This window comes from Cyanobacterium aponinum PCC 10605 (genome assembly GCF_000317675.1).
Lineage (GTDB): Bacteria > Cyanobacteriota > Cyanobacteriia > Cyanobacteriales > Cyanobacteriaceae > PCC-10605.
The window spans coordinates 887790-911085 of the sequence record NC_019776.1 but is presented as its reverse complement, the minus strand read 5'-3'; the positions used below and the strand labels follow the sequence as shown (position 1 = coordinate 911085).

Sequence of the window (23296 nt, the reverse complement as noted above, 5' to 3'; positions counted from 1 at the left end):
AGTAGTAAGTATTCGTGGTTTTTAATTCTTAATTCTTAGAATGTATATTGTACTCCTGTGGAAAAGAAAAATTGTACCTTGGGATTGTCTTTCTCGATTAGTTGATTGCGATAACGTACAAATAAACGATTAGTAAAAGACCATTTTTCACTTAAGGGAATGGATAAGTTAGAGTCTGAGGTGATGGTGTAGTTTTCTAGGTCGTTTAAGGCTGGTATAATGGCTAAAATATGGTTTAATTCAGCGTTACCAAGTTTGAAACCTCGACTTTGAAGCAAAATACCCAAAGCGGGAGATAGTTGATTTCGTCTCTTTTCTCCGTCAAAAAAGTCATACTCATAAATACCCCCTAAGCCTAATTGTAAGTCAACGGAATTACTAGGAGTTTCTCCTCTCCAGAGGTTATAACCTCCTCCAAAAAGTAAATTTCCCAAGATGCTTAAATCGTCATCATCATTTTGAGATGCAAAAAACTCCTGATTTGCGGTTATTAAGGCATTGGTGAAAAAACTCCATTCTTTGTCAAAGTGATGGCGATAAACGGAGTTAATTAAACCTGTGGGGCGAAATTTATTAAAAGTGCGATCGCTATCATAGCCGATAAAAACGGCACCATTGAGAAGAATATCGCTAATTTCCCATTGTTTTTCATAGTTAACATCAAAGCCAAAGGTAGCAGTAGTGTTACGAAAAGAGTTGACATTTGCTAGTAATCCTATTTGAAATTTTGTAGGGGTTTGCTCGAAGGGAAATTCTAGTTGAGGTTGACTGATTTGAGCTTTAATTGTTTGACTCTGTTGATATATGTTGTTTGCTGTTTCTATTTTTCCTAATTTTTCGTATTCAAGGGCAATATTCAGTAATAAAGATGCTTGTAGGGATTTATCTTTTATTTGTTTCGTTTTTTCTTTCGCTAGGTTCAAAGATGCGAGTGCACTTTCTCTCTTGCTTATTTCTCCGTAAGTTTGAGCGACTCGAGTTAAACTAACTATCTGTTGATAATTATCTGTTAGTTGTAGAGATATTTGTTGTGCTTTTGCTAATATTTTTAAGGCTTTTTTCTGATTATTTTGTCTCGCATATTTAAGAGCAAGATTCGTAAGAATTATTACTTTTAATGGTGAATTATCCATGGACAAAATGTCCTTATAATTATTTATCAAACTAATTGTATTTAAGTCATCCGTTGCACTAATAGGCACATTAATTCCATTAATAATCGTTAGAAGTGAGCTAAGAAAAAGAGATAAATAGGCTAATGATTTTTTCACGGTATTTATAGACTGAAATAATTGAGACTTCAGACATTAAAATACCATACGCTCAGATTTTGTAGCTACTCAATAGAGTTTAAGGGGCAAAATTACAATTAGTGACGGATAAATAATGGGAAAACGAAAACAGACTTCACAGAGTAAAAGTAAACTGATTAACTAACGCCCCCGGTACTAAACAACCTCCTAGAGAACGTGTTTCATACGTACTAACCTCAGGGATAAATTCTCGAAAATCCGTCAAAGCAATTAAATTATGACCAAAGAAAGAGTAAAGAGAATCATCAAAGCGTAAATCTTTAATAGTTGCTACTATTTCTCCCTTTTCTACCCAAAAACAGCCATAACGGGTCATTCCTGTAATTCTGCCAGAAGAGCGATCGCTCCAATTGAGATAGTGTAAATTAGAAAGATATAATCCTGTGTCCAGATTCTTAAGAATTTCCTCTTCTTTCAGGCTACCCGCTTTGATTTCGGGAGAACGCAAACTTTCACTATTATTAGCTCCATTAGCTGTTAAATTATATTCTAAGGCAGTGCGACTATTAATTAAGGTATTCACAAGTTTTCCTGATTCAATCAACGGTAATTCATTGGGAGAAACTTCCCCTAAATCATTAAAACGAGGTACATTACCGCTCTCAAAATTTTCTTTTAAGCTGAATAACACAGATAAATTTTCTTCTTGTCTCATTTTTGCCAAAGCACTTCCCCCTTGTTGTAAAGACGCTTCGCTAATAGCACCCCATGAGAACATTCCCAACAAAGATGCGATCGCACTTGGGGCTAGATAGGTGCGGTAATTACCCGGTTTAACCTCATGAATCGGTAAATTTAACTTTTCTAACTGTTTTTTATTCCAATTGATTTGATGTTGATATTGGTTTAAATCCCAATCCCTAGCAGAAAAAGTACCTTTAATAGCCTTGTTATTATGATTAATTAAAGAATAGTCAATAAAAAAAGAATCAGTAGCAAACCAGTGTTTTTGTCCAAGAGAATTATAATTTGCCCTAATAATTAATCCCCCCGCATAATAACCAGTAAAATCTAACCCTTGAACAGGCTTTAATATAGACTCTATAGCAATTTTAGGATTTAATAAATTACTAGGATAAACCTCATGAGAAGAAGTATGATATTGAGGTAAAACAATATACGGGTCTTCAGGTAAAAGTTTAATTTCAGAACGTAAATAGTCGAGATTTTCTAATGCTAAAGATAAATCTATTTCCTCATTTCCTGTTAAGGGAAAATTAGCATAGGCAGTTTTTTGACTACTAATTAATTTAAGTGAAACTTCTGCATCTATGACCATGCCCGTTTGCCTAACTTTAGCATGATTAAAGCGAATAAAATGACTTTTTTCTGCCGTTAACTGAATAATTAAATATTCCCCTTCTTTTAAATTATTAAATAACTTTTCACTAACACTATTAAAAGATAATTCCCAATATTTATTCTCAAAGTTAGACATTACCGTAAATTCTTAACAAGATTAATAACTATAGCAATATTAGATTATTTATGAGAATAGACACGAATGCAAAATTAAAATCAATTTCTATGGGGAAATAGTCGATTTTTTTAACCGTTGCCTATTGCCTGACTTCTGCAAGAAATCTAAAGTTTGATCTTTACAGAGAAATATAACCATAGAAATCAATGACAAAAATACAACGGTTTCTCTCAGACAAAATAAACTTAACTATAAAATTAAGATTATAATGGTGAAAAAGAAATTAAGAGTGTGAATGACTAAATTGAATTTACAATTGGAGAATCAGTATTCTGAAGCATTAGAACATTTACCAACCGTTGACAGTAAAGAACTAGCTTTAATGATCGCCGAAGCGGCAGATGATCGTAAAGCTGATAATATCGTTTTATTAAACGTAGAAAAATTATCCTATGTGGCGGACTATTTTGTCATTGTTACAGGTTTTTCTCAACCCCAGTTAAGGGCGATTTCTACATCCATTGAAGATAAAATAGAGGAAAAATTCCAACGTCTTCCCGTCAGAGTTGAAGGTAAAACCGATGGAAACTGGATACTTCACGACTATGGCGATGTGATTGCCCATATTTTCCTACCTGAAGCAAGAGAATTTTATAATCTTGAGGCTTTTTGGGGAGGAGCAGAAAAAATAATTTATAATTCTGAATATCAATCTCAGAATCAAAACTAAAGTCAGAATATTTCCTATTCAGATTGTATTATGAATCAGTCTCCCACTAATTTTTGTCCCGTACCCGTTGAACAACAACCAATCAATGAATATCAAGAATTAAAAGAGTCGTGGTTTTTTAGCTGGGTAACTTTGTCGAAGTGGGAGTTTGCCCGTAAATTATTTTGGATTTGGCTTTGGAGTTTATTGATTAGCTCACCCATTGCCGCCGCTAGTTTCCCTCCACAAAAAATGACCCTTATTTTTTTAATTGCTAGTGGTTTAGGATCTTCTTTATTCGTTGCTTTTACTTTAATTCGTTTATACTTAGGATGGGCTTATATTGGCGATCGCCTCAAAAAGACAAAAATAGTTTATGAAGAATCTAGCTGGTATGACGGGCAAGTGTGGGAAAAACCAGTAGAGTTTTACTATCGAGATCAGTTAATTTTTAAACATCAAGTAGAACCGATGATTAAGCGTTTACAAAAAACAGGAGTTACCCTAGCATCTTTGATGAGTATTAGTTTTGTTTCTTTACTTTTAATTCAAAATTTCACTTAATCCAAGTTCTAACGTTGCGATGGTGGCAGAGAGATTAGTGAGAAGGGGAGATGAGGTGTCAGGTTTAGGTGAGTAATGAGTAACGAGTAATTATCAACTATTCACCCCAACACCATTGCCTTTTACATCTTATTACCCATTACCCTTTTAACTCTGCCCTAATTCTTTAACTCCTAATTCTCAATTAGCTGACCAAAAACTTGTAAAATAGAAAGGGAAATAGTAGCCGATAGAAAAATAATGACAGAAGCGAAGAATCAAAAAACCTTAGAGGCAATGAAAAATTTTGCCGAACAATATGCTAAACGTACAGGAACTTATTTTTGTGCAGAACCATCTGTAACTGCGGTTGTAATACAAGGTTTAGCCCGTCATAAAGAAGAATTAGGTTCTCCCCTTTGTCCTTGTCGTCACTACGAAGATAAAGAAGCAGAGGTAAAAGATACTTTTTGGAATTGTCCTTGTGTACCGATGAGGGAGAGGAAAGAGTGTCATTGTATGTTATTTATTACTCCTGATAATGAGTTTGCGGGAGAGCAACAGGAAATTTCTTGGGAAGACTTAAACAGTGCTACCTACTAAATGAAAAATACGATTAACAGTTAATTTTGTTGATTTTTAATTTAATATATTCCATTGCCCATTTCCCTTTCCTTTTTGTCCTGTTAATCATCTCTAATTTTATGATCAGGAGTAGAAATTTTGAGTTTATCTGAAATCAATATTGTTGTTAATGGTGATACCCATCGTTGTTTAGAAAATCAATCTATTCCTAGTATCTTGCAATCTTTGGGTTTTAACATACGTTTAATTGCTCTTGAGTATAATGGGGAAATTCTCCATCGTCAATACTGGGATCATACTATAATTCGAGAGGGCGATCGCCTTGAGGTTGTTACCATTGTCGGAGGAGGATAATAATTTCTAATTTAATTATTTAGGATCTGCAGAATAAATAACAAAGGTCTTTTCTTTATCCACATATTTTTGCCATTTTATCTGAAATTACAGGAGAAAGAAAAACTCTATTTTAGAGATAGCATTTATATAAATAATTCTATAGCTTTTAATAACAGTAAAAAAGAATTAATGATGTTAACAGTTAATCTCGATCATGAATCAGAAAAATATTTAATTGAAATTTTGTCAGAAGAAAAAATAACTAGCCAAGAATTAGTGAAAAAACTTTTGCGTAATCATTGGATTAGTTTAAAAAAACCGCCAACAGTTTTAGAAAAAATGGGCGGTTATCCTGAGCATTTATTAGATGGAGAAGAAGACTTGTCTGACAGGGATATTCGTAAGCAAAAAATTGCTCAATATTTACACCAAAAACATGAACAACATTAGTGATTATGAATGAATATTACCCTTTTATTCTCATTGACACGGGAATTATAGTCGCATTTTATAATAAGGGTGATTGTCATCATCAACAAGTTATTAATTTTTTTGCAAGTTGTAGCAGTCAATTAATTACTACTGTTGGCTGTATAACCGAAGCCATGTGGCTACTTGCACCAGATGTAAAAGTTCAAACAGAGTTTTTATCTGCCTTAGAAAAAGGAGTATTTATTGCTGAACATTTATTGTCAGAAGATTATCAAAAAATCAAACAATTAAATCAGATTTACCAAGACTTACCTGCTGATTTTACTGATTTATCGTTAATAGCGATTTCTGAAAGATTAAATATACCTGCTATTGCGACTTTAGATAAAGATTTTGATATTTATCGTCGTTATCGTAATCAATTTTTTGTTAGAGTTTTTTATCCTAATTATTAAAAGCGATTGAGCTAAAATCTTTATTTTGTCTAATCATTTATAATAAGTAAGCAACCAACTAAATCAATACAAGTATATGTTTTTGTTTTCCCCGCCGAAGCTATTATTTACACCAGATTAAGAGAAAAATATCTAAGAATCCGTAATTGGTAACTCTCTTATCAATTTCATAAACTCTTGTCTTCCTTGTTCATTTGAACTTTTTCTAATCCTATAAAGTTTCTGTCCCGCTAAACTTAATATATGATCTTTATAGTTATCTTTTTTCTGCTGTTCAAAGGAGTCATGATAATGACTATCCAACTCAAAAAACTTAACAGGTATATAATTCTGATGCTAGTCAAACACTACGCAATCAATTATTCCTTTAAAGAAAAAGTCTCTTTCTTCTTGTGCTAAATTGTCTTTGATCTTATTAAAATCAATAACACAGCTTAGTGCAACATTTGGATACACTACGTACATTTGATATATTTCTCTCACTACCATAAAAAACTCTATTTCTTGATTTGAGCGAAAAAGACTCCTTACATAATTAACGTTAGGCTTATTTCTGTTCTTTGTAACTCTTATTTTATGACTTTGAGAGTGTTCTACTACTTTTGGTAATGTCTTTTCGTAAAGATTTATAACCTCAGCACATATCTCATCACTGGGATTATACTTAGCATATTCATAGGCTTTCTTCTTTAATCCCTGAGCATTATATAACTTCACCAATTCAACAATTACTCTAGATGATCTTCCTTCCGATAATTTATATGCTCTACCTTTATCTAATAAGAAGAGTTTTTCTAAAATATCTTGAAAGTCTTTAGTCTCACTTCCTTTATGCAATTCCCTAAATAACTCATCTTCAAATATCTTAACTGCGTTTACTATTAGCTCATCTGATGTAGAAATTTTAGAATACTGATACACAAAATCTAATAACTCACGCCATTCTTTACGATATATCAATTGGTAAATATACTCTTGGTCAATCATAATAATTATTTATAAGCTATGCACAATATATTGCTCAGTAGTTGATGAAATCTTAAAAATCATAAGTCAAAGAAATGCGATCGCGCAGTGCCTCAGCTTTGCTGAGAACACAACCTCCCAGATGTTAATTTCAGTGGAAGTGCGTAATGAGGTAGAAATGACTAATGATTTTGTTTGATATGATCAATGTATTGATTTGATTGAACATTCAAAAGTTATCAATAGAGACTAGGGAAGTAACAACCAGTAGGGTAAAAAGTCGTAAGACGCTGGTTGGACGCAGTAGAATTTTTGTTCTATGGGTCTGCGGAAGGCGGACTCCTGCTCGGGTTGGCGAAAGCCATAAAGCCTAGAAATAGGTAGAGATGCTGAGTAAGACTCGACACTACTTAGATTAGGTTCTAAGTAGCGTAAAGCATTGGCAAGTGAGACGAGAAGCTCATTGTTCAGCGTACCGACAATGAGTACTTCACTTATTTAGCTTCTAATTTAGCTAAACGACTCTGTAAGTCTTTATTTTCCTCCTTGAGTTTGTCTATTTCTCTTTGTAAGTCTTTCAATGTCTTGTCTTTAGCTAGTTTCCCTCTCACTACGTTAATGGTTTCTTCTGCTCTCATTTTAACCCTTCCATCAGGGCTGGTATCCGCTAAAATTCTTAACAGATTGATAGCTCTTGAGTCTTCTATTTGCCCTAAACCACTAATTAATGATATTTGAGTCAAAAAGAAGCTATCTGCCATTAAATCATCGAATTTTTCCAGAATAAGTGTCAGTTTATCAGGTTTTTGACCAGATGCGATCGCACCTAGGCAACGAATAGCAGTTAAGCGTAAGGGTTGAGGAATACCTAATGCCGTATATTCCATGATAATGTCGGCGGCTTTTTCATTGGTTTTGAGATGAGATAAGCCAGTGATTGCCGAGGAGCGAATAATCTCATTCCAACCGCTTTTTTGGGTTAAAATTTGTTCAAGGAGACTAATCACCTCTGATTGTTTCTCCTCAAGGCTTCCAGTGGTTAACTTACCTAAGCCACTAATTGCCGAAGATTCCACGTAGTAGCTTTCCGTGCCGTTGATGACGATATTTTTTAGTGCTTGATAACTAGCTTCGCTTTTATGGTGGGTTAATGCTTCAATAATGGCTTTTCTAACTTTAGGATGGGATTGGTTAAGATTAGCAATTAAAGCAGATTCGGCTTGATTTAGTTTGATTTTACCCAATTGTTTGGCAATTTCTACCTTTAATCCCCAAAATACTTCTTTTTCTAACACCTCTCTTAAGGTTTTAACCGCTTCTAAATTCCCTTTCTTACCAAGCGCGATCGCAGCGTAGATACGGGATATAATATCTGGGTCATAATTTAATTGAGCTTTTAATTCACTAAAACCATAGTCTAATTTCACAGTTTTTAAGTGATAGTTTCCTACATCAAAGGTGAAAAAATCAGGTTTTTTTGCTAAAGGAAAATAGAAGCTATGCTCAGGTTGATTGAGTTTAAGAGAAAAGTTAACTATTTCTGGTGTTTCTCCTTCTTTAATATAACCAAAAGCAAGGGGAATTTTTAAGGTAAATAAATCTTTAAATTTACCATCTTCTTCTTTAGCTTGAGTTTGTTTAATGGTTACACAGGCTAAATTAGCATCACTATCCCAACTATAATTTACTTTAAAATCAGGATGTCCTCCTCTAAAGACATATTGATCAAATAAGGGGCTTAAATTATAACCCGTTGCTTTTTCAATCGCCCTCAATAAATCAATAGTTTCAACAGTTTTATGGGCATTATCATTGACAAAAGTATGGATAAATTTATCGAATAATTCTTCCCCTAAAATACCCCTAATCATGTGATAAACACAAGCACCTTTTTCATATAAGTGGCGATCGTACAATTCAATCGCTTCTCTGTAAACATTGGTAACTATAGGACGGCGATAGCGGGAAGAATCCTCTTGTAAATAGTTTCTTGCTTCCCCTAAAAGATAATATGCCGCTTCCTCCTTGCCGTATTCGTGTTCAGTCCATAATACTTCTGCGTAGGAAGCCGCCCCTTCTTTTATCCAAGCGTGACTCCAATGCTTGATTACCACTAAATCCCCAAACCATTGATGCGCCAATTCATGGGCAACTAAACTCTCGGTATTGCGGTTATCTAAAGAGGCTTTTTCATCTAATAAACAGCGATCAGTTAATAAGGTAGTAGATGTGTTCTCCATCCCTCCGAAGATAAAGTCATCTACGCACACTTGAGCGTATTTAGAGTAAGGGTAAGGATAGCCATATTTTTGACTGAAAAATTCAATCATCTGAGGGGTTTTACCCATGCTAATTTTAGCCTCTATTTCTTGCCCTTTTTCTACATAATAATTAACGGGGATGTCTTGCCATTTGTCTTCAATTTCGGCAAATTTACCCACTGCAAGAGTCATTAAATAGGTAGGGTGAACTTGAGGTTGCAACCAATGATAAATTTTTTTATCGTCTTTTTCTTCTGTTTTAATTAACTCACCATTGGAAATAGCAATATAGTCTGATGGTACTTTAACAATTATCTCAGAGGTTGCCAACTGCCCCGGATAGTCGAAACAGGGAAACCAGTATCTTGAATCTTCATCTTCTCCTTGAGTCCATACTTGAGAGGGTTTGTCAGGATAATATTCATTAGGAGAGATAAAATATAAGCCTCTTTGCGGTTTTTCTTTGCTATATAAAATTTCTACTTTTATATCTTCATCGGTAGTGGGTTGTAAGCAGTTGATGGTTAAAACTTCACCATCGTAGTCAAAAGGTTGACTGATATTATCGATTAAAACAGACTCAATGGTTAAATCCACTGCATCGAGGGTTAATTGGGTGATATTTTTGCGGATGGGAGTTAAAGTAATGGTACAAACTCCCGAAAAACTTTGATTAGGTATATCTAAATCCAAATCAAGGCAGATATGTTGAACTTGACCATAACGATCTGGATTATAATGAGGTTTAGCACCGGGTAATTCAAAACTTTTTTTTTCCTCAGCATCAAAGTAATAGTTATTTTTTGTCATAGTGTAACGGGTAGAAATTACTAGAATAATTATAAACCTACTACCTGATACCTGATACCTGATACCTGATAACTGTCCAAGTCAGATATTTCGGCTTCAAATAAAGGTTAATATAATCTGAATTCGGGATAAATTTTCATTTATGAATGATGAGGAAAAGGGCAATTAGTGAATAGTTAATAGTGAATAATGAATAGTGAATAGTTGATAATTAAAAACTCCGTTCACGACTGAAAGGATTGTACGAGCGAAGCGAACTCCCTCATCCCCTAAACACCCTGACACCTGCAACCTGCAACCTGAAACCTACCCTTATCTGATATTCTTAAACCGAACTGAGGTTAATATAAGTTAAGCTATCAATTCTAAATCCACTTTTACAGTATCTCTAATTTGTTCATTTATCCATTGCCCAAATAATTCATCTAATAATCTACGACGTAAATTTTGATCTAAGTGAGCGCTAATATATTTCTCCAAACGCAAAATTACTATCCATTCTCCTATTCTGGTGGGGGGTAAAACTTGCCCAGGTTGTGCTGTTAGTAATTTCTGGGCTATATCAGGATGAGGGACATTTAATTCTACAGGTCCTACTAAACCTCCTGTTTGTGCCTCTGTGCCTTGGGAGTATTGTTTGGCTAACTGGGTAAAATCGCTTTCTCCCTCACAAAGACGAAAATACAATTCTTGAGCTTCTCCCGGATTTTTGGTTCTAATCAAAGAATAAAGAACTTTATCTAATTGATTCTTTCTCTTGAGATAATATGATTCTAACTGTTCTCCCCATGTTTGTTCTTTATATTTTTCTAGTCTAATAGGTCTTAAAATACGTTGTTGTAATTGCTCTCTAGTAAGATAATTTCTCTCTAACCATGTATTTAGTTTTTCTGTATCTTGAGGATTCATCTGCATTTGCCAAAAAAACTGTTGCTCGGCAACTTTTATTTCTTCTTCACTACAAGGAATAGATGCGATCGCACGATCAATAATAATTTCCCTTGCTAAAGGTGCAATCATTTGCTTCTCAGCCAATAGATGAAAAATATTCTCTGAATTAATTACTAAATCACCGATTTTCACACTAGCACTCATAATCTAATAATCTAACTATTTTTAATTTGATGTATTCTCCCATAAAGATACTATCTAAAAGGGCAAAATTAAAGAGTAAAACCATTATAAGAAAAAGAAAAAACCACCAACTTCAAATAATAAGAGTTTAAACTTCTAACCCAGAAATATTAACTCTCCACAAAAATTTCTCCCATCATTCAATATAAACTATTAAAAAACAGATCCTTAATTCTTGGTTAACCTCCAAGTTACAAAAGGTAAATAAAAATTATTCATAATTAATAATATTGCTTATAATCAGTAAGTAAATTTTAATAATCCTATTTAAAACTGCAATTTTTTTAATAAACCATTAATAAACCATCATAGGCAACTGAATAATGTCTCGAATACTCGTAATTGACGATGATCCAGCGATCACTGAATTAGTCTCCATAAACTTAGAAATGGCAGGTTATACAACCGCCCAAGCTGAAGATGGCATAAAAGGACAAGCTCTCGCCTTACAAATGCAACCAGATTTAATTATGTTAGACCTCATGTTACCAAAAGTGGACGGTTTAACAGTCTGTCAAAGATTAAGACGAGATGAGAGAACGGCAAATATACCTGTTTTAATGTTAACTGCTTTAGGGCAAACTCAAGATAAAGTCGATGGTTTTAACGCTGGTGCAGATGATTACCTTACGAAACCTTTTGAAGTAGAAGAAATGTTGGCACGGGTGAAAGCCTTACTGAGAAGAAGTGAAAGAACCTCTCCTGTCGCTAAACACTCAGAAATTCTTAGTTATGGTCCTTTAACCCTAGTTCCAGAAAGATTTGAGGCTATTTGGTTCGAGAAGACAATTAAACTAACTCATTTAGAATTTGAACTATTACACTGTTTACTACAACGTCATGGGCAAACAGTTCCCCCCAGTGATATTCTTAAAGAGGTATGGGGTTACGATCCAGATGATGATATAGAAACTATTAGAGTACACGTTCGCCATTTACGTACTAAACTAGAACCTGATCCTCGTAAACCTCGCTATATTAAAACTGTTTATGGTGCTGGTTATTGCTTAGAATTGAATACGGATAACTGAAGTTCAAGCATTAATTAATTGCCAATCAAATCAAAAATAGACGAGGGGTAAAAGACAAAAAGTAAGGGGCAGTGGAAAATGAAAAATAGTTAACCCCTCATTTTCAAGTCCTGATACCTCTGTCTTAAATTTGATTATAGTGTCAAGTTATCCAGATATTTTAATTGTTTCCGTACCTACGAAAAAATATTTTTTGCTATTATTGATACAAAATTAACTTACTGTTTTTTTTACTTGAATACTTCTGAATAATTATTATTTATTTAATTCTTGAAAACACAATAATTACTATCCTCAAACACTAAATAATCAGAATCATATTGGCTCTGTTACTGATCGTCTTGTAAATTCTTGGTTAAGAAAAGGCGACAGGTGCTAGGTTTGACGGTCAAATAATAAATATTAACTTATAACAATTAATTTTTTTAATCGTTAATCTTTTGTGTTACACAGCTTATAGTAATTATTTTTTATTAATTTATCATAGCTACTGTAAAAGAAGTATTTATCATCGTTTTTATTAACTAAAAATAGTTTCAAGAAAAATTTGATTTTATCAATGAAATATCTTTGATTTCTTGTTTTTAGGTTTATTGTTTCTCATTTAAACTTTAATACTTAAGAGGGAAATAGTTATCAAGAATGGTTTAACATTGATTAATTACTCAAATATTTATTTGCATAGACAAAAGAAGTCTTATCCCCGAAACTGAAACAAAGGAGTATATTTGAATGAATTGTAGCCATATTGAATTTTGTACGGATAAAACAAAAATAGATTTAGTACAATTACAAGATTTATATAAGGTGACGGCATTTTGGGCAAAAAATCGCTCTCTTAGTGACATTAAAATTGCAATTACTCATAGTAATCCAGTGGTTTCTGTTTGGGATAGGCAACGATTAATCGGTAGTGCAAGAGCGACTTCTGACGGTATTTATCGTGCTACGATTTGGGATGTGGTAATTCATCCAGACTATCAAGGTTTGGGTTTGGGCAGAAAGTTAGTGGAAACAATTATTAGTCATCCTTTATTAAACCGAGTTGAAAGGGTTTATTTAACTACCACCCACCAGCAAAAATTCTATCAGAAAATAGGTTTTCAGGAGAATTCCACAACAACGATGGTTTTATATAACCGCTATCCAACTCCTAATGAATTAGTTAAACAATCTCAGTCGGAAGAAATAACTGCCATTGTGTAGTTTCTGTTTCCTGAATTTGTTTAAGGGTTGAATATCCTCCAAGAATATTTAAAACGTTTTCTACTAACATCAATTTCATGCCATTGGATAATTGAGGTAACTTGTTAAGTTGTTTTAATTCTTCTATGGGGGATTTTAATAAATCAATATTTTCACTCATATTAAAAGATTTACAGGGGAAGTTAATATTAATATTCACACCTTCATTATTTTGTGAAGTGCTTAATAAAATTTCTCCCATTTCGCTGTAGTCGATTATTATTTCTAACAACAAAAAAATAATATTAATTAATTTTTCTCTGTCGGTTTTTACCGTTAAAATTTGACTGTTTTCTGTTGCTTCTAGTTTTATTTTTAAATTTTTGTTCGCCGCTTCTAAGTAAATTAGAGAGTGAATATCTAATAATAATTCTTGCAAATTAACTATTTCTATTTCTGGATTTATTCTTCCTGTTTCTAATTTTGAAACTTCAACAAATTGATCGATTATAGCCATTAATTTTTTTGCATATTGATAGGCTTCAACTATAAATTCTCTTTCTTCTTCTCTACTTTCACACAAATCATTAATAATTAACTGGTGTAATCCCATTAAACTACTAAGAGGCGATCGAATCTCATGAGCAATTCTTCCCATAAATCCTGCTTTTAAACGACTATTTTGTAGAGCTTCTTGATAAGCTATTTTTGTTTTGTTTAATTCTATTTTTAAATTATCGATGTCACTCATAATGAGATATTTATAAAAAAATTTTCAATACATTAAGTTATTGTAGAAGTACTTATTCTTTTTCCTCTCACTTTTAATAATTAGACATTAAGGCAAAAATTGACAATTAACAATTGAGCATTAACAATAATTATTATTTGATAGTTTCATTTAACTATTGACAATTCCACCCACATTTTTTCTTGACAAATATAAATAGATATGTCTTTTCCCCCAACTTCTTCCAAGCCTTATAAAAGTCGTTTGTTGAATTTTGTTAACCGTAATTATATCAAGATCAACAGTCAAATTAATACAAAATTTCGAGAATGGGGTTATGTCATAAAAGGAGGATTACAAGACATCTTACTTCCTTTTGTCTGGCTGTGGCGGAAAACAAATATTAACCAAGTTTTTACGGGAGAAAAAAAGTCAAATGCTAGTTTACCGTATAGTCGCTGTGATGAATTAATTGTCACGGTAAGGGAAAAAATGACTGTAGAAAAAGATTTTCCTTTATTGTTAACCCATGAATTTCAAGGTTTAGCCAGTCAAATCAACAATAGAAAAATAGTCGCCATTGTGGGAAATAATAAATCAAAAGATATTATTCCGATTCAAAAACAAGAAGAAATAGTTTCTTTGATTAAAATTATTGTACAGGACTACGAACTTAGAAAATATCCTAATACTTTAATTACATGGATTGATAAATTTATTGCTCAAGTTGAGAGTGTTATTGTCAGTAAACAAGATGATGAGGAGGAAAATACATTAAATAATATTTCTGAAGAAATAATAAATCAACAAGAAAATTTCTCTCTAATTAATATTATTAAATCGGCGATAGACTATTTTTTTGGAAACAAGAATACTCACAATGGTTTAAATGGCAATGTTGAAGCTGAAGTTAATCAAATTACGTCTAATAAGCAGGATAAATCTTTATCATCTTTAAAGGGGCAAAAAAATAATAATGTACTACCTTTAAGTAAAAAAAATAATGCTTCTTTGGTCAATATAAATATTATTCCTCAAGCTAAAAATATTAGTAATAAAATTATTAATCTAACAATTAATCAATTGGCAAATATTAGTAATAGTATCAATATTAATTCAAATAAAAATAATGATCCATTTCAAATAAAATTAATTATCCTAGCTGCGATCGAATATTTCTTTTCTAAAGATAAAAAAATATCAAATCCTCAAATTAATAGTGACAACAAAAATGAAAAATTAACCATTTTAGCTGGATCAGATGTAATTATAATCAGAGAGGAAATATCTGAATCTTGGTTATCTTGGGAAGATTTATATGGAGATAATAACAGTTCATATATAGAAAATAACCAACAACTTACTCCAAGTCAAGATGAATCTTTCAATACAAACCAACAAAAAAAAATAGAGACAGATTCAAAAAATAATTCCGATAATTTTCTATCTTCGAATAATATTAATAATGCTGATAAAATATCAAATAAAAATAAAGAAGAAACAGATAATTTAGTTAATCAAAACAGCTTAAATCATCAAAATAATCTCGATGCAGAAAACGAAATAGAAATCGAAGCAAAAGTTATAGAAATTAAATATGAAAAACACTTTTTACAATTTATTTTAGAAAAACTAGATCAATTAATTTTATGGATAGAAGAAATAATTATTAAAATTATTAAAAAATTTCGCAAATAAATTAACTTAAATAAATTCACTATTTAGTTATCTACTGAATAATTCTGGCGTTGCTTAATCATGATATGAAATGTACTGAAAATTATGTCAAAAGTTGAGAAATCAAAATATTATCACTATTGCCTATTTCCCATCCAAATGAGAAATTAGATCTCAAATCAACAACACCCAAAATAATATTGCTCATGGTCAACGGTCTATGATATTCTGTTTAGGGCTTAATGACCATTATTGATAGCAGTTAAGGAAATATCCCCGATGGAACAAATAGCAGAGCAAGAAAAACAGTCATCTATCGAAAAAACGACTTTTACCGTTCAAGAAATCCAAGAATTATTACCCCATCGTTATCCCTTTGCTTTAGTCGATCGCATCTTAGATTATACACCGGGGGAGAAAGCAGTGGGTTTAAAAAACGTTACCATCAACGAGCCTTTTTTTCCGGGGCATATTCCGGGTAATCCTTTGATGCCGGGAGTTTTACAGTTAGAGGCTCTAGCACAAGTCGGAGGAGTAATTTTAACCCTATTGCCGGGGATGAAAGGAAAATTTTTTGCTTATGCAGGGGTTGATAATGCCCGTTTTCGTCGTCCTGTAGTACCCGGTGATCAATTAATCATGACCGTAGAATTACTGTCTTTTAAACGTAACCGTATTGCTAAAATGCAAGGGCGAGGCTTAGTTGATAATCAACTGGCTGTAGAAGCTCAAATGCTTTTTTCTCTCCTTGATTAATTTAATTATTATATAACTGAGGTGACGATAAAACCGTGATACATCCTACTGCTATCATTGATCCTAAAGCAGAGTTAGATTCTACTGTACAGGTGGCACCCTATGCGGTAATTGGTGCTGATGTAAAAATTGGAGCAAATACAACTGTTGGCTCTCATACCGTAATTGAAGGGCCGATTGAAATTGGCTGTGATAATCAGATTTTCCCGGGTTCAGCTTTGGGTTTAGCACCTCAAGATTTAAAGTATAAGGGGGCTAAAAGTCTTGTAAAAATAGGCGATCGCAACGTAATTCGAGAATATGTAACCGTGAACAGAGCTACGGGAGAGGGAGAAACAACCATTATCGGTAATGATAATCTCTTAATGGCTTATGTCCATGTCGCCCATAACTGCATTTTACACGATCGCATCGTTATTGCTAACTCAGTGGCGATCGCAGGTCATGTGGAAATCGAATCAAAGGCTGTGATTGGGGGAATGTTGGGCATTCATCAATTCGTGAAAATTGGTACAATGGCAATGTTGGGGGGTATGAGCAGAATCGATCGAGATGTGCCTCCTTATATGTTAGTGGAAGGTAATCCTTCCCATGTGCGATCGTTAAATTTGGTGGCATTGAAACGCAATAATTTCAGTAGTGAGCAAGTATCATTGTTGAAAAAAGCCTATAAAATCCTTTATCGTTCTAAATTAACGGTTAATCAAGCCTTAGAGGAATTACAACCTCTCACCGATAATGAGCAGATTAAGCACCTTGTGGAATTTATCCGTGCTTCTGCCAATGATTCAGGTAGGAGAGGATTGATTAATGCTAAATAATTAATAATAGGTACTTGATAGAAGTCGAGTAATGAGTAATGAGTTGTATTATGTACAGAAAGGCATGAAAATTAATTACCATCAAAATAGGAATATTAACCCCATTATTCAAGAACGTTTAGGAGTATCTTGGGAAAATATTGTTAGCTTTTGTCAACACTTTAAAATTAAAGAATTGGCCTTATTTGGCTCAATATTAAGGGATGATTTTTCTGTTAATAGTGATGTTGATTTTTTGATAACATTATCCTCTGATACTAACTTAAATTGGACTTATTTTCAATTAATGGAAGAAGAATTACGAAACATGATTAATAGAGAAATTGACATAATTTTTAAAGAAAATTTAGAAAAAAGTGCTAATTGGATCAGAAAAAAAGAAATTCTAAGCACTGCTGAAGTAATTTATGAATCGTGATTTAGCCTCTCTTGTTGATGCTTTGATTTTTGCAAAAAGAATTACTGATTTTACCCAGAATATGGAAGAGGAAGACTTTGCTAATGATTTAAAAACTCAGGCAGCAGTTATGTATGAAATTTCTGTTTTTAGGAGAAGCAATGAGGAGAATCTCCACAGAATTTTATGAAAAAAATCCTCAAATTCCTTATAAACAAATTATAGGGATGCGGAATAAGTTAGTTCATGATTATGATGGAATAAATACTGCTTTAGTTTGGAGTGTCTCACAAGTTCAAATTCCAGAATTAATCAACATTTTAGAATTAATTTTATCCAACCCCCAATAGTTCAATATCCTAATACTTATGATTCAACAACTAGAAGAAGCTATCATCAAACTATCAGAATTGCCTGAAACTGAGCAAGAGGCGATCGCACAGATAATTTTCTCAACCATAGAAAGTAAAAAAAATCAGCTAATGCTTGGGATACTTTAGAAGAAATGGCAGGAAGTATTGAAGCACCAGAAGATTGGTCAAAAGAACACGATCATTATCTTTATGGTACTCCGAAAAATAATAATCATGAGCAATAGACTATTCCTCGATACCACATTCATTCAGGCTATATTAAATCGTCGAGATCAATATCATCAATCAGCATTAAAAATATTACCTTTGATGAAAAATGCTCAGGAAATATGGACTACAGAGGCAATTTTAATGGAAGTAGGAAATGCTCTTAGTAAATTTGATCGGCTCAAAGTAGTTAGCTTTATCAAACAGTGTTATACGACAGAAAACATTAAAATAGTTAATATTAGTTCTGATGTGTTTAGGGAAGGTTTAAATCTTTATAAATCCCGTCAAGATAAAGAATGGGGACTAATTGATTGTATTTCCTTTTCTGTCATGGTTAAACAAAACATAACCGATGCACTCACTACTGATCATCACTTTGCTCAAGCAGGTTTTAATGCTTGATTAATTTAAGATTAGATTGAAAATACAATGAATAAAGATAAAATAATCGTTCCCCTTGATGTCCCTAGTTTAGAAGATGCGATCGCACTTGTTAAGAAATTACCCGAAGTCAGCTTTTGGAAAGTGGGTTTAGAGCTATTTGTCAGCACAGGAAGCGATATACTTAAATACTTGAAAGACGAAAACAAAAAAATCTTTCTTGATCTCAAATTCCATGACATCCCCAACACCGTCAAAAGTGCCACTAAATCAGCATTAAAATACGATGTGGACTTACTAACCCTCCATGCCACTGCTGGTAGAGAAGCTCTTACCGCCGCTAAAGAAGTAGTTAAAGAGTCTGCATCCCCCATGAAATTGTTAGCAATTAGCGTTTTAACGAGCATTAATAGCCGACAATTAGCCCTTGACCTCAAAATTCCCCTAGAACTGCCTGAATATGCCTTAAATAACGCCCTGATGGCTAGGGAATGTGGTATTGATGGAGCGGTTTGCTCCCCCCAAGAAGCCCGAAAATTGAAGGAAGTGTGCGGAGATGATTTTATCTTAGTATGCCCCGGAGTGCGTCCTGAATGGGCGGTTACAGGAGACCAACAGAGAGTAATGACACCGAAACAAGCCTTTGCCGAAGGTGCAGACTATTTAGTGATTGGGCGCCCCATTACTCAAGCAGAAAACCCTGTGTTAGCGTGGGAAAAAGTAATTGCAGAAATTTGATTTTTTGAATGGGTGAGATAGAGATTATGAATACTGCTTTGATCTGGTTTCGTAATGATTTAAGAATACATGATCATGCAATTTTAGCAAGAATTGCAGAGGGTGATTATCAAAGAATAATTCCTTTTTATTGCTTTGACGATAGACAGTTTCAAACTACTTCTTTTGGGTTTGCCAAAACAGGTAAATATAGAGCCAAATTTTTAATAGAAAGTGTTGCTGATTTAAGAGAATCTCTACAAAAATTAGGTACGGACTTAATAGTTAGAAAAGGTATTCCTGAACAAATTATTCCTGATATTGCTAAACAATATAATGTTACGGAATTTTATTTTTCTCAAGAAGCCACAGAGGAAGAAATAAAAGTTGAAAAGCGTTTAATTAAGGCTTTAAAACAATTACATATTCAAGTAAAATCCTGCTGGCAATCAACTCTTTATCAACCAGATGATTTACCTTTTTCCATAGAAAATTTACCAGATTTATTTACTCACTTTCGGAAGCAAATAGAAAAAAAAAGTATCGTTGAAGAATGTTTTGAAACTCCGAAAAAATTACCGCCAATTCCCCCCATTGACACAGGAAATATTCCAATTTTATCAGATTTAGGATTAGAAAATTTTGAAGTAAGTCAATTAGCAGTTTTACCTTTCAAAGGAGGAGAAACAGAAGCCATTAAAAGACTAAAATCTTATTTCTGGGAAAAAGATTGTCTCAAGGTTTATAAGGAAACTCGCAATGGAATGTTAGGAGGGGATTATTCTTCTAAATTTTCTCCTTGGTTAGCGTTGGGGTGTCTTTCTCCCCGTTATATCTATGAGGAGGTAGAAAAGTATGAGCAAGAAAGGGTTAAAAATGACTCTACTTACTGGTTAATTTTTGAGTTATTATGGCGGGATTTTTTCCGTTTTACGGCGGTTAAGTATGGTAATCGTCTCTTTTATCCATCGGGAATTCAAAATATTAGCATTCCTTGGCAGGAAAATTGGTTAATTTTTGAAGCATGGTGCGAGGGACAAACAGGCTACCCCTTAATTGATGCAAATATGAGGGAATTAAAAACAACTGGTTTTATGTCTAATCGGGGAAGGCAGAATGTGGCGAGTTTTTTAACGAAAAATTTAGGCATAAATTGGCAAATGGGGGCAGAGTGGTTTGAATCTCTCTTGATTGATTATGATGTGTGCAGTAATTGGGGAAATTGGAATTATACGGCAGGAATTGGTAATGATGCTAGGGGTTTCCGTTATTTTAATATACCTAAACAGTCTAAAGATTATGATTATCGGGGAGATTATTTACGTCATTGGTTGCCTGAAATTGCTTCTATTAGAGGGGATAAAATTCATGAACCATGGAAGTTATCTCGGGGAGAACAACAACAATTTAGAGTACAATTAGGGGTAGATTATCCTGCACCCATTGTGGATTTTTTCAAGTCTGTCAAATATAACGAAAAAGTTTATTTAAGTGCGATCGCATGAGTACAATTTTAATAGTTGAAGATGACCCCATTAACATGAAGGTTTTTAGCAAAATTTTGGTGAAAAGGGGGGGATTTGAGGTAAAAGGAACAGAAAATGTGGATGAAGTTATTTTGATGGCGAAAGAAGGTATCCCTGATGTGATTTTAATGGATGTTTCTTTAGCCAATAGTTTTTATCAGGGGAAAGCAGTAGATGGAATAAAAATAACTCAAATTTTAAAACAGGATAGTAATACTAAGCATATCCCTGTTATTTTAGTTACCGCCCACGCTATGCAGGGAGATAAAGAAAGTTTTTTAGCAGAAAGTGGCGCCGATGGGTATATTTCTAAACCAGTAGTTGATCATCAAGATTTTGTAGATAGAATTAAGGCAGTTATAAACAGTTAGCCTAGTTGAAGAAATTACCAAAATTCAATACTGTTAATTCGTCAAAGCAATTATTTCTTGACTTACACGCAATCCACTAAAATAAGCACCATGTACAGTAGCCGGATAATCGATAGAAGTGGCTTCCCCTGCGAAAAAAACCTTTTTATTAATAGGTTTAGCTAATTCTTGACGATGATTTGGTGTTGAATTAGTGGCATAATAAGAGTAAGAGCCAAAGGTAAAAGGATCTTGACTCCATCGGGTTAGCTGATAATCTATTGGTTGAGGTATAGAATTGCCGTAAATTTGCCGTAAAGTTTTCATCGCATCGGCAATAATTTCCTCGTCACTCCACGACTCTATTTCTTTTCCAAATTTCCCTGCATTAAATCCCAATAATATCGGTTTTTTCAGTGCTGATTCAAGATTAACCCATTCACTCCATTGTCCTTTTTTCTCTGAAATCTTACCTATCCAGTCGTAATTATTTTGCCAAAATCTCTTCGGAAAAAGTACGTATAATTTGTTTAAAACTCCCATACCTAATTGATTAATCGCCTCTAATTTTTTCTCTGGTAAAGCAGGAGAAAACTTAACGATATTTTTTTGTAAAACTCCTAATGGTAAAGTGACAATTACTCTATCTGCTTGAAAATTGCTTTTATTAGTAATAACATTTACACCCTGACTATTAGATGCGTTCACCGAAGGTGCGGCTACGCCGATCGCCTCTACGGTATGATTAAGTTTAATATTCAATCCTTGAGCTAAATAATCACTGATCACATTGTAACCTTTAATAAAGAGTGAATCATCACCATCAAAAGCCTTTCCTTCATCAAAATAGAAAGCAGAAAGTTGAGAGATATCGGCGGCGTATTCTTGCTCAATATTAGAATTTAATAAATACTCTAAATATTGTTTATTAACATCTGATAGTGTTTGCCATTTTAATTCTTTTTCTAATGCTTTTTGTAAGGAAATATCATAATAATAATTATTTTGAATTTTATTAATAATTTCCTTTAATTTATTGGTTAATTTATCTAATTTTTCTTCTTTATCCTCTATAATTTCTTTTCCATTAAGGTCATATATAATTGATTTTTCACTTTTAGTAGAAAAAACTTGAGCATTGATAGTATTAGCTAATTTTGTAATAGGATTACCTTCCTCTCCATGAATCCAAGAAGCTCCCATATCCACAAAAGCATTATCCCATTTTTTACTTGTCCATAAACGTCCACCAATACGATTTCTTGCTTCTAATAAGATTACTTCAAAACCTTGATTTTGCAGAGTTTTACCTGCTGTTAATCCTGCTATTCCAGCACCGATAATAATAATTTTTTCCTTATTTTTCTTAGTAGTTTTTAGGGAATTACTAGCAAAATTTTTTGAAGCAACAACATGAGCTAATATGACACTAGATACAATTAGAAAAAAACGACGATTAATCATGATTTAGATATATTAAAAACGCCAATTAATTATTTTTAAATCTGCAATTCTCTGAAATTCTCTAGTGTTAGCTGTGACTAAAATCAACCCTGCTGACAATGCCGTTGCACCAATCAAGACATCATAAGCACCAATGGGAGTGCCATTTTCTCTCAAAAAAGCTCTTATCTGAGCTGTAATGTAGGCTTCTTTAGTAGAAAAATCCAGAATTGTTATAGATTTTAATAATTCTTCAATAATAGGACTAATTTTTTTCGCTTTTTGGGGATTAATGGATAAACCATGATTAATTTCCATCACGGTAATACTAGAAACAGCTATTTCTTGGGGGGAAGAATTTTTTATCTTCTCTAAAGTGCCTTTTTCTCCCTTCACAAAATCACTAATAACGCAAGTATCTAGTAAATACATTAAGCAAATATTCCTTTATCATTAGGAGATAGTAATTCGTCTCTATAACTTTCAAACTCAATACCATCATCAACACCATTAAAATTAAGGATTTTTTCACTCCACTGTAAATGATGTTGCTTATTTACATATTCATGAATTGCCTCTCTGACGAGAGAATTACGAGTTTTACCTGACTTTTTAGCAATGACGATAAGATCATTTGCTAGTTCATCTTCTAAATAAATATTAAAATTCATATTTACCTCATTTTTTATAACATATTATAACATAACAGTCCGTAAAAACCGAAATTAAAGGTT

At 33.1% G+C, this 23296-nt stretch carries 26 protein-coding genes and 1 pseudogene; 18 read left to right on the top strand and 9 right to left on the bottom strand.

Going from position 1 to position 23296, the window contains the following annotated elements:
- Nucleotides 1–35: 35 nt before the first annotated feature.
- Together CYAN10605_RS03730 and CYAN10605_RS03725 are read right to left on the bottom strand one after the other, a co-directional pair.
- Nucleotides 36–1271 carry a DUF481 domain-containing protein gene (locus CYAN10605_RS03730; RefSeq protein WP_015218610.1) on the bottom strand — a complete coding sequence of 412 codons (1236 nt, stop codon included), beginning with the start codon at nt 1269–1271 and terminating at the stop codon, nt 36–38.
- A gap of 136 nt (nt 1272–1407) precedes the next feature.
- Nucleotides 1408–2751, bottom strand: a complete 1344-nt coding sequence (locus tag CYAN10605_RS03725; protein ID WP_015218609.1) for a TldD/PmbA family protein — start codon at nt 2749–2751, stop codon at nt 1408–1410.
- A gap of 277 nt (nt 2752–3028) precedes the next feature.
- On the opposite strand from CYAN10605_RS03725, the gene rsfS reads away from it, so the two are divergent.
- The 6 genes from rsfS (at nt 3029) to CYAN10605_RS03695 (ending at nt 5793) form a co-directional block, all read left to right on the top strand.
- A complete protein-coding gene (rsfS, locus tag CYAN10605_RS03720; protein WP_015218608.1) occupies nt 3029–3463 on the top strand; it encodes a ribosome silencing factor in 435 nt (144 codons plus the stop codon).
- Between the two features lie 30 nt (nt 3464–3493).
- On the top strand, nt 3494–4006 hold the full coding sequence (locus tag CYAN10605_RS03715; RefSeq protein ID WP_015218607.1) for a CGLD27 family protein: 513 nt from the start codon (nt 3494–3496) through the stop codon (nt 4004–4006).
- A 240-nt stretch (nt 4007–4246) separates the two neighbouring features.
- A complete protein-coding gene (locus CYAN10605_RS03710) occupies nt 4247–4588 on the top strand; it encodes a ferredoxin-thioredoxin reductase catalytic domain-containing protein (RefSeq protein ID WP_015218606.1) in 342 nt (113 codons plus the stop codon).
- Nucleotides 4589–4708: 120 nt separating this feature from the next.
- A complete protein-coding gene (gene thiS, locus CYAN10605_RS03705) occupies nt 4709–4924 on the top strand; it encodes a sulfur carrier protein ThiS (RefSeq protein ID WP_015218605.1) in 216 nt (71 codons plus the stop codon).
- 171 nt (nt 4925–5095) lie between these two features.
- The gene (locus CYAN10605_RS03700) at nt 5096–5356 is read left to right on the top strand and encodes a hypothetical protein (protein WP_015218604.1); all 261 of its coding nucleotides are present in this window, start codon (nt 5096–5098) and stop codon (nt 5354–5356) included.
- A 5-nt stretch (nt 5357–5361) separates the two neighbouring features.
- Nucleotides 5362–5793 carry a type II toxin-antitoxin system VapC family toxin gene (locus CYAN10605_RS03695; protein WP_015218603.1) on the top strand — a complete coding sequence of 144 codons (432 nt, stop codon included), beginning with the start codon at nt 5362–5364 and terminating at the stop codon, nt 5791–5793.
- A 336-nt stretch (nt 5794–6129) separates the two neighbouring features.
- Here the strand turns inward: CYAN10605_RS03695 and CYAN10605_RS03690 are convergent, their stop codons facing one another.
- From CYAN10605_RS03690 to CYAN10605_RS03680, 3 genes are all read right to left on the bottom strand, one after another.
- The gene (locus CYAN10605_RS03690; RefSeq protein ID WP_041922414.1) at nt 6130–6780 is read right to left on the bottom strand and encodes a hypothetical protein; all 651 of its coding nucleotides are present in this window, start codon (nt 6778–6780) and stop codon (nt 6130–6132) included.
- 473 nt (nt 6781–7253) lie between these two features.
- The gene (locus CYAN10605_RS03685) at nt 7254–9830 is read right to left on the bottom strand and encodes a M1 family metallopeptidase (RefSeq protein WP_015218602.1); all 2577 of its coding nucleotides are present in this window, start codon (nt 9828–9830) and stop codon (nt 7254–7256) included.
- A gap of 351 nt (nt 9831–10181) precedes the next feature.
- Nucleotides 10182–10925 carry a peptidylprolyl isomerase gene (locus CYAN10605_RS03680; protein ID WP_015218601.1) on the bottom strand — a complete coding sequence of 248 codons (744 nt, stop codon included), beginning with the start codon at nt 10923–10925 and terminating at the stop codon, nt 10182–10184.
- Between the two features lie 362 nt (nt 10926–11287).
- Between CYAN10605_RS03680 and rpaA the strand changes: the two genes are divergently transcribed.
- The gene (rpaA, locus tag CYAN10605_RS03675) at nt 11288–11995 is read left to right on the top strand and encodes a two component system response regulator RpaA (RefSeq protein WP_015218600.1); all 708 of its coding nucleotides are present in this window, start codon (nt 11288–11290) and stop codon (nt 11993–11995) included.
- 732 nt (nt 11996–12727) lie between these two features.
- The gene (locus tag CYAN10605_RS03670; RefSeq protein WP_015218599.1) at nt 12728–13201 is read left to right on the top strand and encodes a GNAT family N-acetyltransferase; all 474 of its coding nucleotides are present in this window, start codon (nt 12728–12730) and stop codon (nt 13199–13201) included.
- Here CYAN10605_RS03670 and CYAN10605_RS03665 read toward each other — a convergent pair.
- Complete coding sequence (locus tag CYAN10605_RS03665) at nt 13161–13931, bottom strand: sensor histidine kinase (RefSeq protein ID WP_015218598.1); 771 nt, start codon at nt 13929–13931, stop codon at nt 13161–13163. The genes CYAN10605_RS03670 and CYAN10605_RS03665 overlap by 41 nt on opposite strands.
- Nucleotides 13932–14132: 201 nt before the next feature.
- Between CYAN10605_RS03665 and CYAN10605_RS03660 the strand changes: the two genes are divergently transcribed.
- The 10 genes and pseudogenes from CYAN10605_RS03660 (at nt 14133) to CYAN10605_RS03620 (ending at nt 21140) form a co-directional block, all read left to right on the top strand.
- Nucleotides 14133–15608 (top strand): hypothetical protein, encoded by a 1476-nt coding sequence (locus CYAN10605_RS03660; protein ID WP_015218597.1) that lies wholly within the window; start codon nt 14133–14135, stop codon nt 15606–15608.
- Nucleotides 15609–15866: 258 nt separating this feature from the next.
- Nucleotides 15867–16343 carry a 3-hydroxyacyl-ACP dehydratase FabZ gene (gene fabZ, locus CYAN10605_RS03655; protein WP_015218596.1) on the top strand — a complete coding sequence of 159 codons (477 nt, stop codon included), beginning with the start codon at nt 15867–15869 and terminating at the stop codon, nt 16341–16343.
- A gap of 35 nt (nt 16344–16378) precedes the next feature.
- The gene (lpxA, locus tag CYAN10605_RS03650) at nt 16379–17164 is read left to right on the top strand and encodes an acyl-ACP--UDP-N-acetylglucosamine O-acyltransferase (protein ID WP_015218595.1); all 786 of its coding nucleotides are present in this window, start codon (nt 16379–16381) and stop codon (nt 17162–17164) included.
- Between the two features lie 64 nt (nt 17165–17228).
- The gene (locus CYAN10605_RS03645) at nt 17229–17582 is read left to right on the top strand and encodes a nucleotidyltransferase family protein (RefSeq protein WP_099434655.1); all 354 of its coding nucleotides are present in this window, start codon (nt 17229–17231) and stop codon (nt 17580–17582) included.
- A gap of 110 nt (nt 17583–17692) precedes the next feature.
- A pseudogene (locus CYAN10605_RS18320) lies at nt 17693–17911 on the top strand (HepT-like ribonuclease domain-containing protein); the annotation flags it as partial.
- Between the two features lie 18 nt (nt 17912–17929).
- Nucleotides 17930–18061, top strand: coding sequence for a hypothetical protein (locus CYAN10605_RS19265; protein ID WP_015218593.1), 132 nt, complete (start codon nt 17930–17932; stop codon nt 18059–18061).
- 84 nt (nt 18062–18145) lie between these two features.
- On the top strand, nt 18146–18547 hold the full coding sequence (locus tag CYAN10605_RS03635) for a type II toxin-antitoxin system VapC family toxin (protein ID WP_150108980.1): 402 nt from the start codon (nt 18146–18148) through the stop codon (nt 18545–18547).
- A gap of 27 nt (nt 18548–18574) precedes the next feature.
- Nucleotides 18575–19264, top strand: coding sequence for an orotidine-5'-phosphate decarboxylase (pyrF, locus tag CYAN10605_RS03630; protein ID WP_015218591.1), 690 nt, complete (start codon nt 18575–18577; stop codon nt 19262–19264).
- A gap of 26 nt (nt 19265–19290) precedes the next feature.
- On the top strand, nt 19291–20748 hold the full coding sequence (locus CYAN10605_RS03625) for a DASH family cryptochrome (RefSeq protein ID WP_190275010.1): 1458 nt from the start codon (nt 19291–19293) through the stop codon (nt 20746–20748).
- Nucleotides 20745–21140, top strand: coding sequence for a response regulator (locus CYAN10605_RS03620; RefSeq protein ID WP_015218589.1), 396 nt, complete (start codon nt 20745–20747; stop codon nt 21138–21140). The genes CYAN10605_RS03625 and CYAN10605_RS03620 overlap by 4 nt, the downstream gene beginning before the upstream one ends.
- A 33-nt stretch (nt 21141–21173) precedes the next feature.
- Here the strand turns inward: CYAN10605_RS03620 and CYAN10605_RS03615 are convergent, their stop codons facing one another.
- Genes CYAN10605_RS03615 through CYAN10605_RS03605 form a run of 3 tightly spaced genes read right to left on the bottom strand, consistent with a single transcriptional unit; the run spans nt 21174 to nt 23233 of the window.
- Nucleotides 21174–22583, bottom strand: coding sequence for a flavin monoamine oxidase family protein (locus tag CYAN10605_RS03615; protein WP_015218588.1), 1410 nt, complete (start codon nt 22581–22583; stop codon nt 21174–21176).
- A 12-nt stretch (nt 22584–22595) separates the two neighbouring features.
- Complete coding sequence (locus tag CYAN10605_RS03610) at nt 22596–22994, bottom strand: type II toxin-antitoxin system VapC family toxin (protein ID WP_015218587.1); 399 nt, start codon at nt 22992–22994, stop codon at nt 22596–22598.
- Entirely contained in the window at nt 22994–23233 is a 240-nt protein-coding gene (locus tag CYAN10605_RS03605; RefSeq protein ID WP_015218586.1) for a ribbon-helix-helix domain-containing protein, read from the bottom strand. The genes CYAN10605_RS03610 and CYAN10605_RS03605 overlap by 1 nt, the downstream gene beginning before the upstream one ends.
- Between the last annotated feature and the right edge of the window lie 63 nt (nt 23234–23296).

Excerpts from the sequence above, each read along its gene's own strand:
- CYAN10605_RS03725 (WP_015218609.1), bottom strand. The coding sequence starts at position 2,751 with ATGTCTAACTTTGAGAATAAATATTGGGAATTATCTTTTAATAGTGTT.
- rsfS (WP_015218608.1), top strand. The coding sequence starts at position 3,029 with ATGACTAAATTGAATTTACAATTGGAGAATCAGTATTCTGAAGCATTA.
- CYAN10605_RS03715 (WP_015218607.1), top strand. The coding sequence starts at position 3,494 with ATGAATCAGTCTCCCACTAATTTTTGTCCCGTACCCGTTGAACAACAA.
- CYAN10605_RS03710 (WP_015218606.1), top strand. The coding sequence starts at position 4,247 with ATGACAGAAGCGAAGAATCAAAAAACCTTAGAGGCAATGAAAAATTTT.
- CYAN10605_RS03700 (WP_015218604.1), top strand. The coding sequence starts at position 5,096 with ATGATGTTAACAGTTAATCTCGATCATGAATCAGAAAAATATTTAATT.
- CYAN10605_RS03695 (WP_015218603.1), top strand. The coding sequence starts at position 5,362 with ATGAATGAATATTACCCTTTTATTCTCATTGACACGGGAATTATAGTC.
- CYAN10605_RS03690 (WP_041922414.1), bottom strand. The coding sequence starts at position 6,780 with ATGATTGACCAAGAGTATATTTACCAATTGATATATCGTAAAGAATGG.
- CYAN10605_RS03685 (WP_015218602.1), bottom strand. The coding sequence starts at position 9,830 with ATGACAAAAAATAACTATTACTTTGATGCTGAGGAAAAAAAAAGTTTT.
- CYAN10605_RS03680 (WP_015218601.1), bottom strand. The coding sequence starts at position 10,925 with ATGAGTGCTAGTGTGAAAATCGGTGATTTAGTAATTAATTCAGAGAAT.
- rpaA (WP_015218600.1), top strand. The coding sequence starts at position 11,288 with ATGTCTCGAATACTCGTAATTGACGATGATCCAGCGATCACTGAATTA.
- CYAN10605_RS03670 (WP_015218599.1), top strand. The coding sequence starts at position 12,728 with ATGAATTGTAGCCATATTGAATTTTGTACGGATAAAACAAAAATAGAT.
- CYAN10605_RS03665 (WP_015218598.1), bottom strand. The coding sequence starts at position 13,931 with ATGAGTGACATCGATAATTTAAAAATAGAATTAAACAAAACAAAAATA.
- CYAN10605_RS03660 (WP_015218597.1), top strand. The coding sequence starts at position 14,133 with ATGTCTTTTCCCCCAACTTCTTCCAAGCCTTATAAAAGTCGTTTGTTG.
- fabZ (WP_015218596.1), top strand. The coding sequence starts at position 15,867 with ATGGAACAAATAGCAGAGCAAGAAAAACAGTCATCTATCGAAAAAACG.
- CYAN10605_RS03645 (WP_099434655.1), top strand. The coding sequence starts at position 17,229 with ATGAAAATTAATTACCATCAAAATAGGAATATTAACCCCATTATTCAA.
- CYAN10605_RS19265 (WP_015218593.1), top strand. The coding sequence starts at position 17,930 with ATGATTCAACAACTAGAAGAAGCTATCATCAAACTATCAGAATTGCCT.
- pyrF (WP_015218591.1), top strand. The coding sequence starts at position 18,575 with ATGAATAAAGATAAAATAATCGTTCCCCTTGATGTCCCTAGTTTAGAA.
- CYAN10605_RS03625 (WP_190275010.1), top strand. The coding sequence starts at position 19,291 with ATGAATACTGCTTTGATCTGGTTTCGTAATGATTTAAGAATACATGAT.
- CYAN10605_RS03620 (WP_015218589.1), top strand. The coding sequence starts at position 20,745 with ATGAGTACAATTTTAATAGTTGAAGATGACCCCATTAACATGAAGGTT.
- CYAN10605_RS03615 (WP_015218588.1), bottom strand. The coding sequence starts at position 22,583 with ATGATTAATCGTCGTTTTTTTCTAATTGTATCTAGTGTCATATTAGCT.
- CYAN10605_RS03610 (WP_015218587.1), bottom strand. The coding sequence starts at position 22,994 with ATGTATTTACTAGATACTTGCGTTATTAGTGATTTTGTGAAGGGAGAA.
- CYAN10605_RS03605 (WP_015218586.1), bottom strand. The coding sequence starts at position 23,233 with ATGAATTTTAATATTTATTTAGAAGATGAACTAGCAAATGATCTTATC.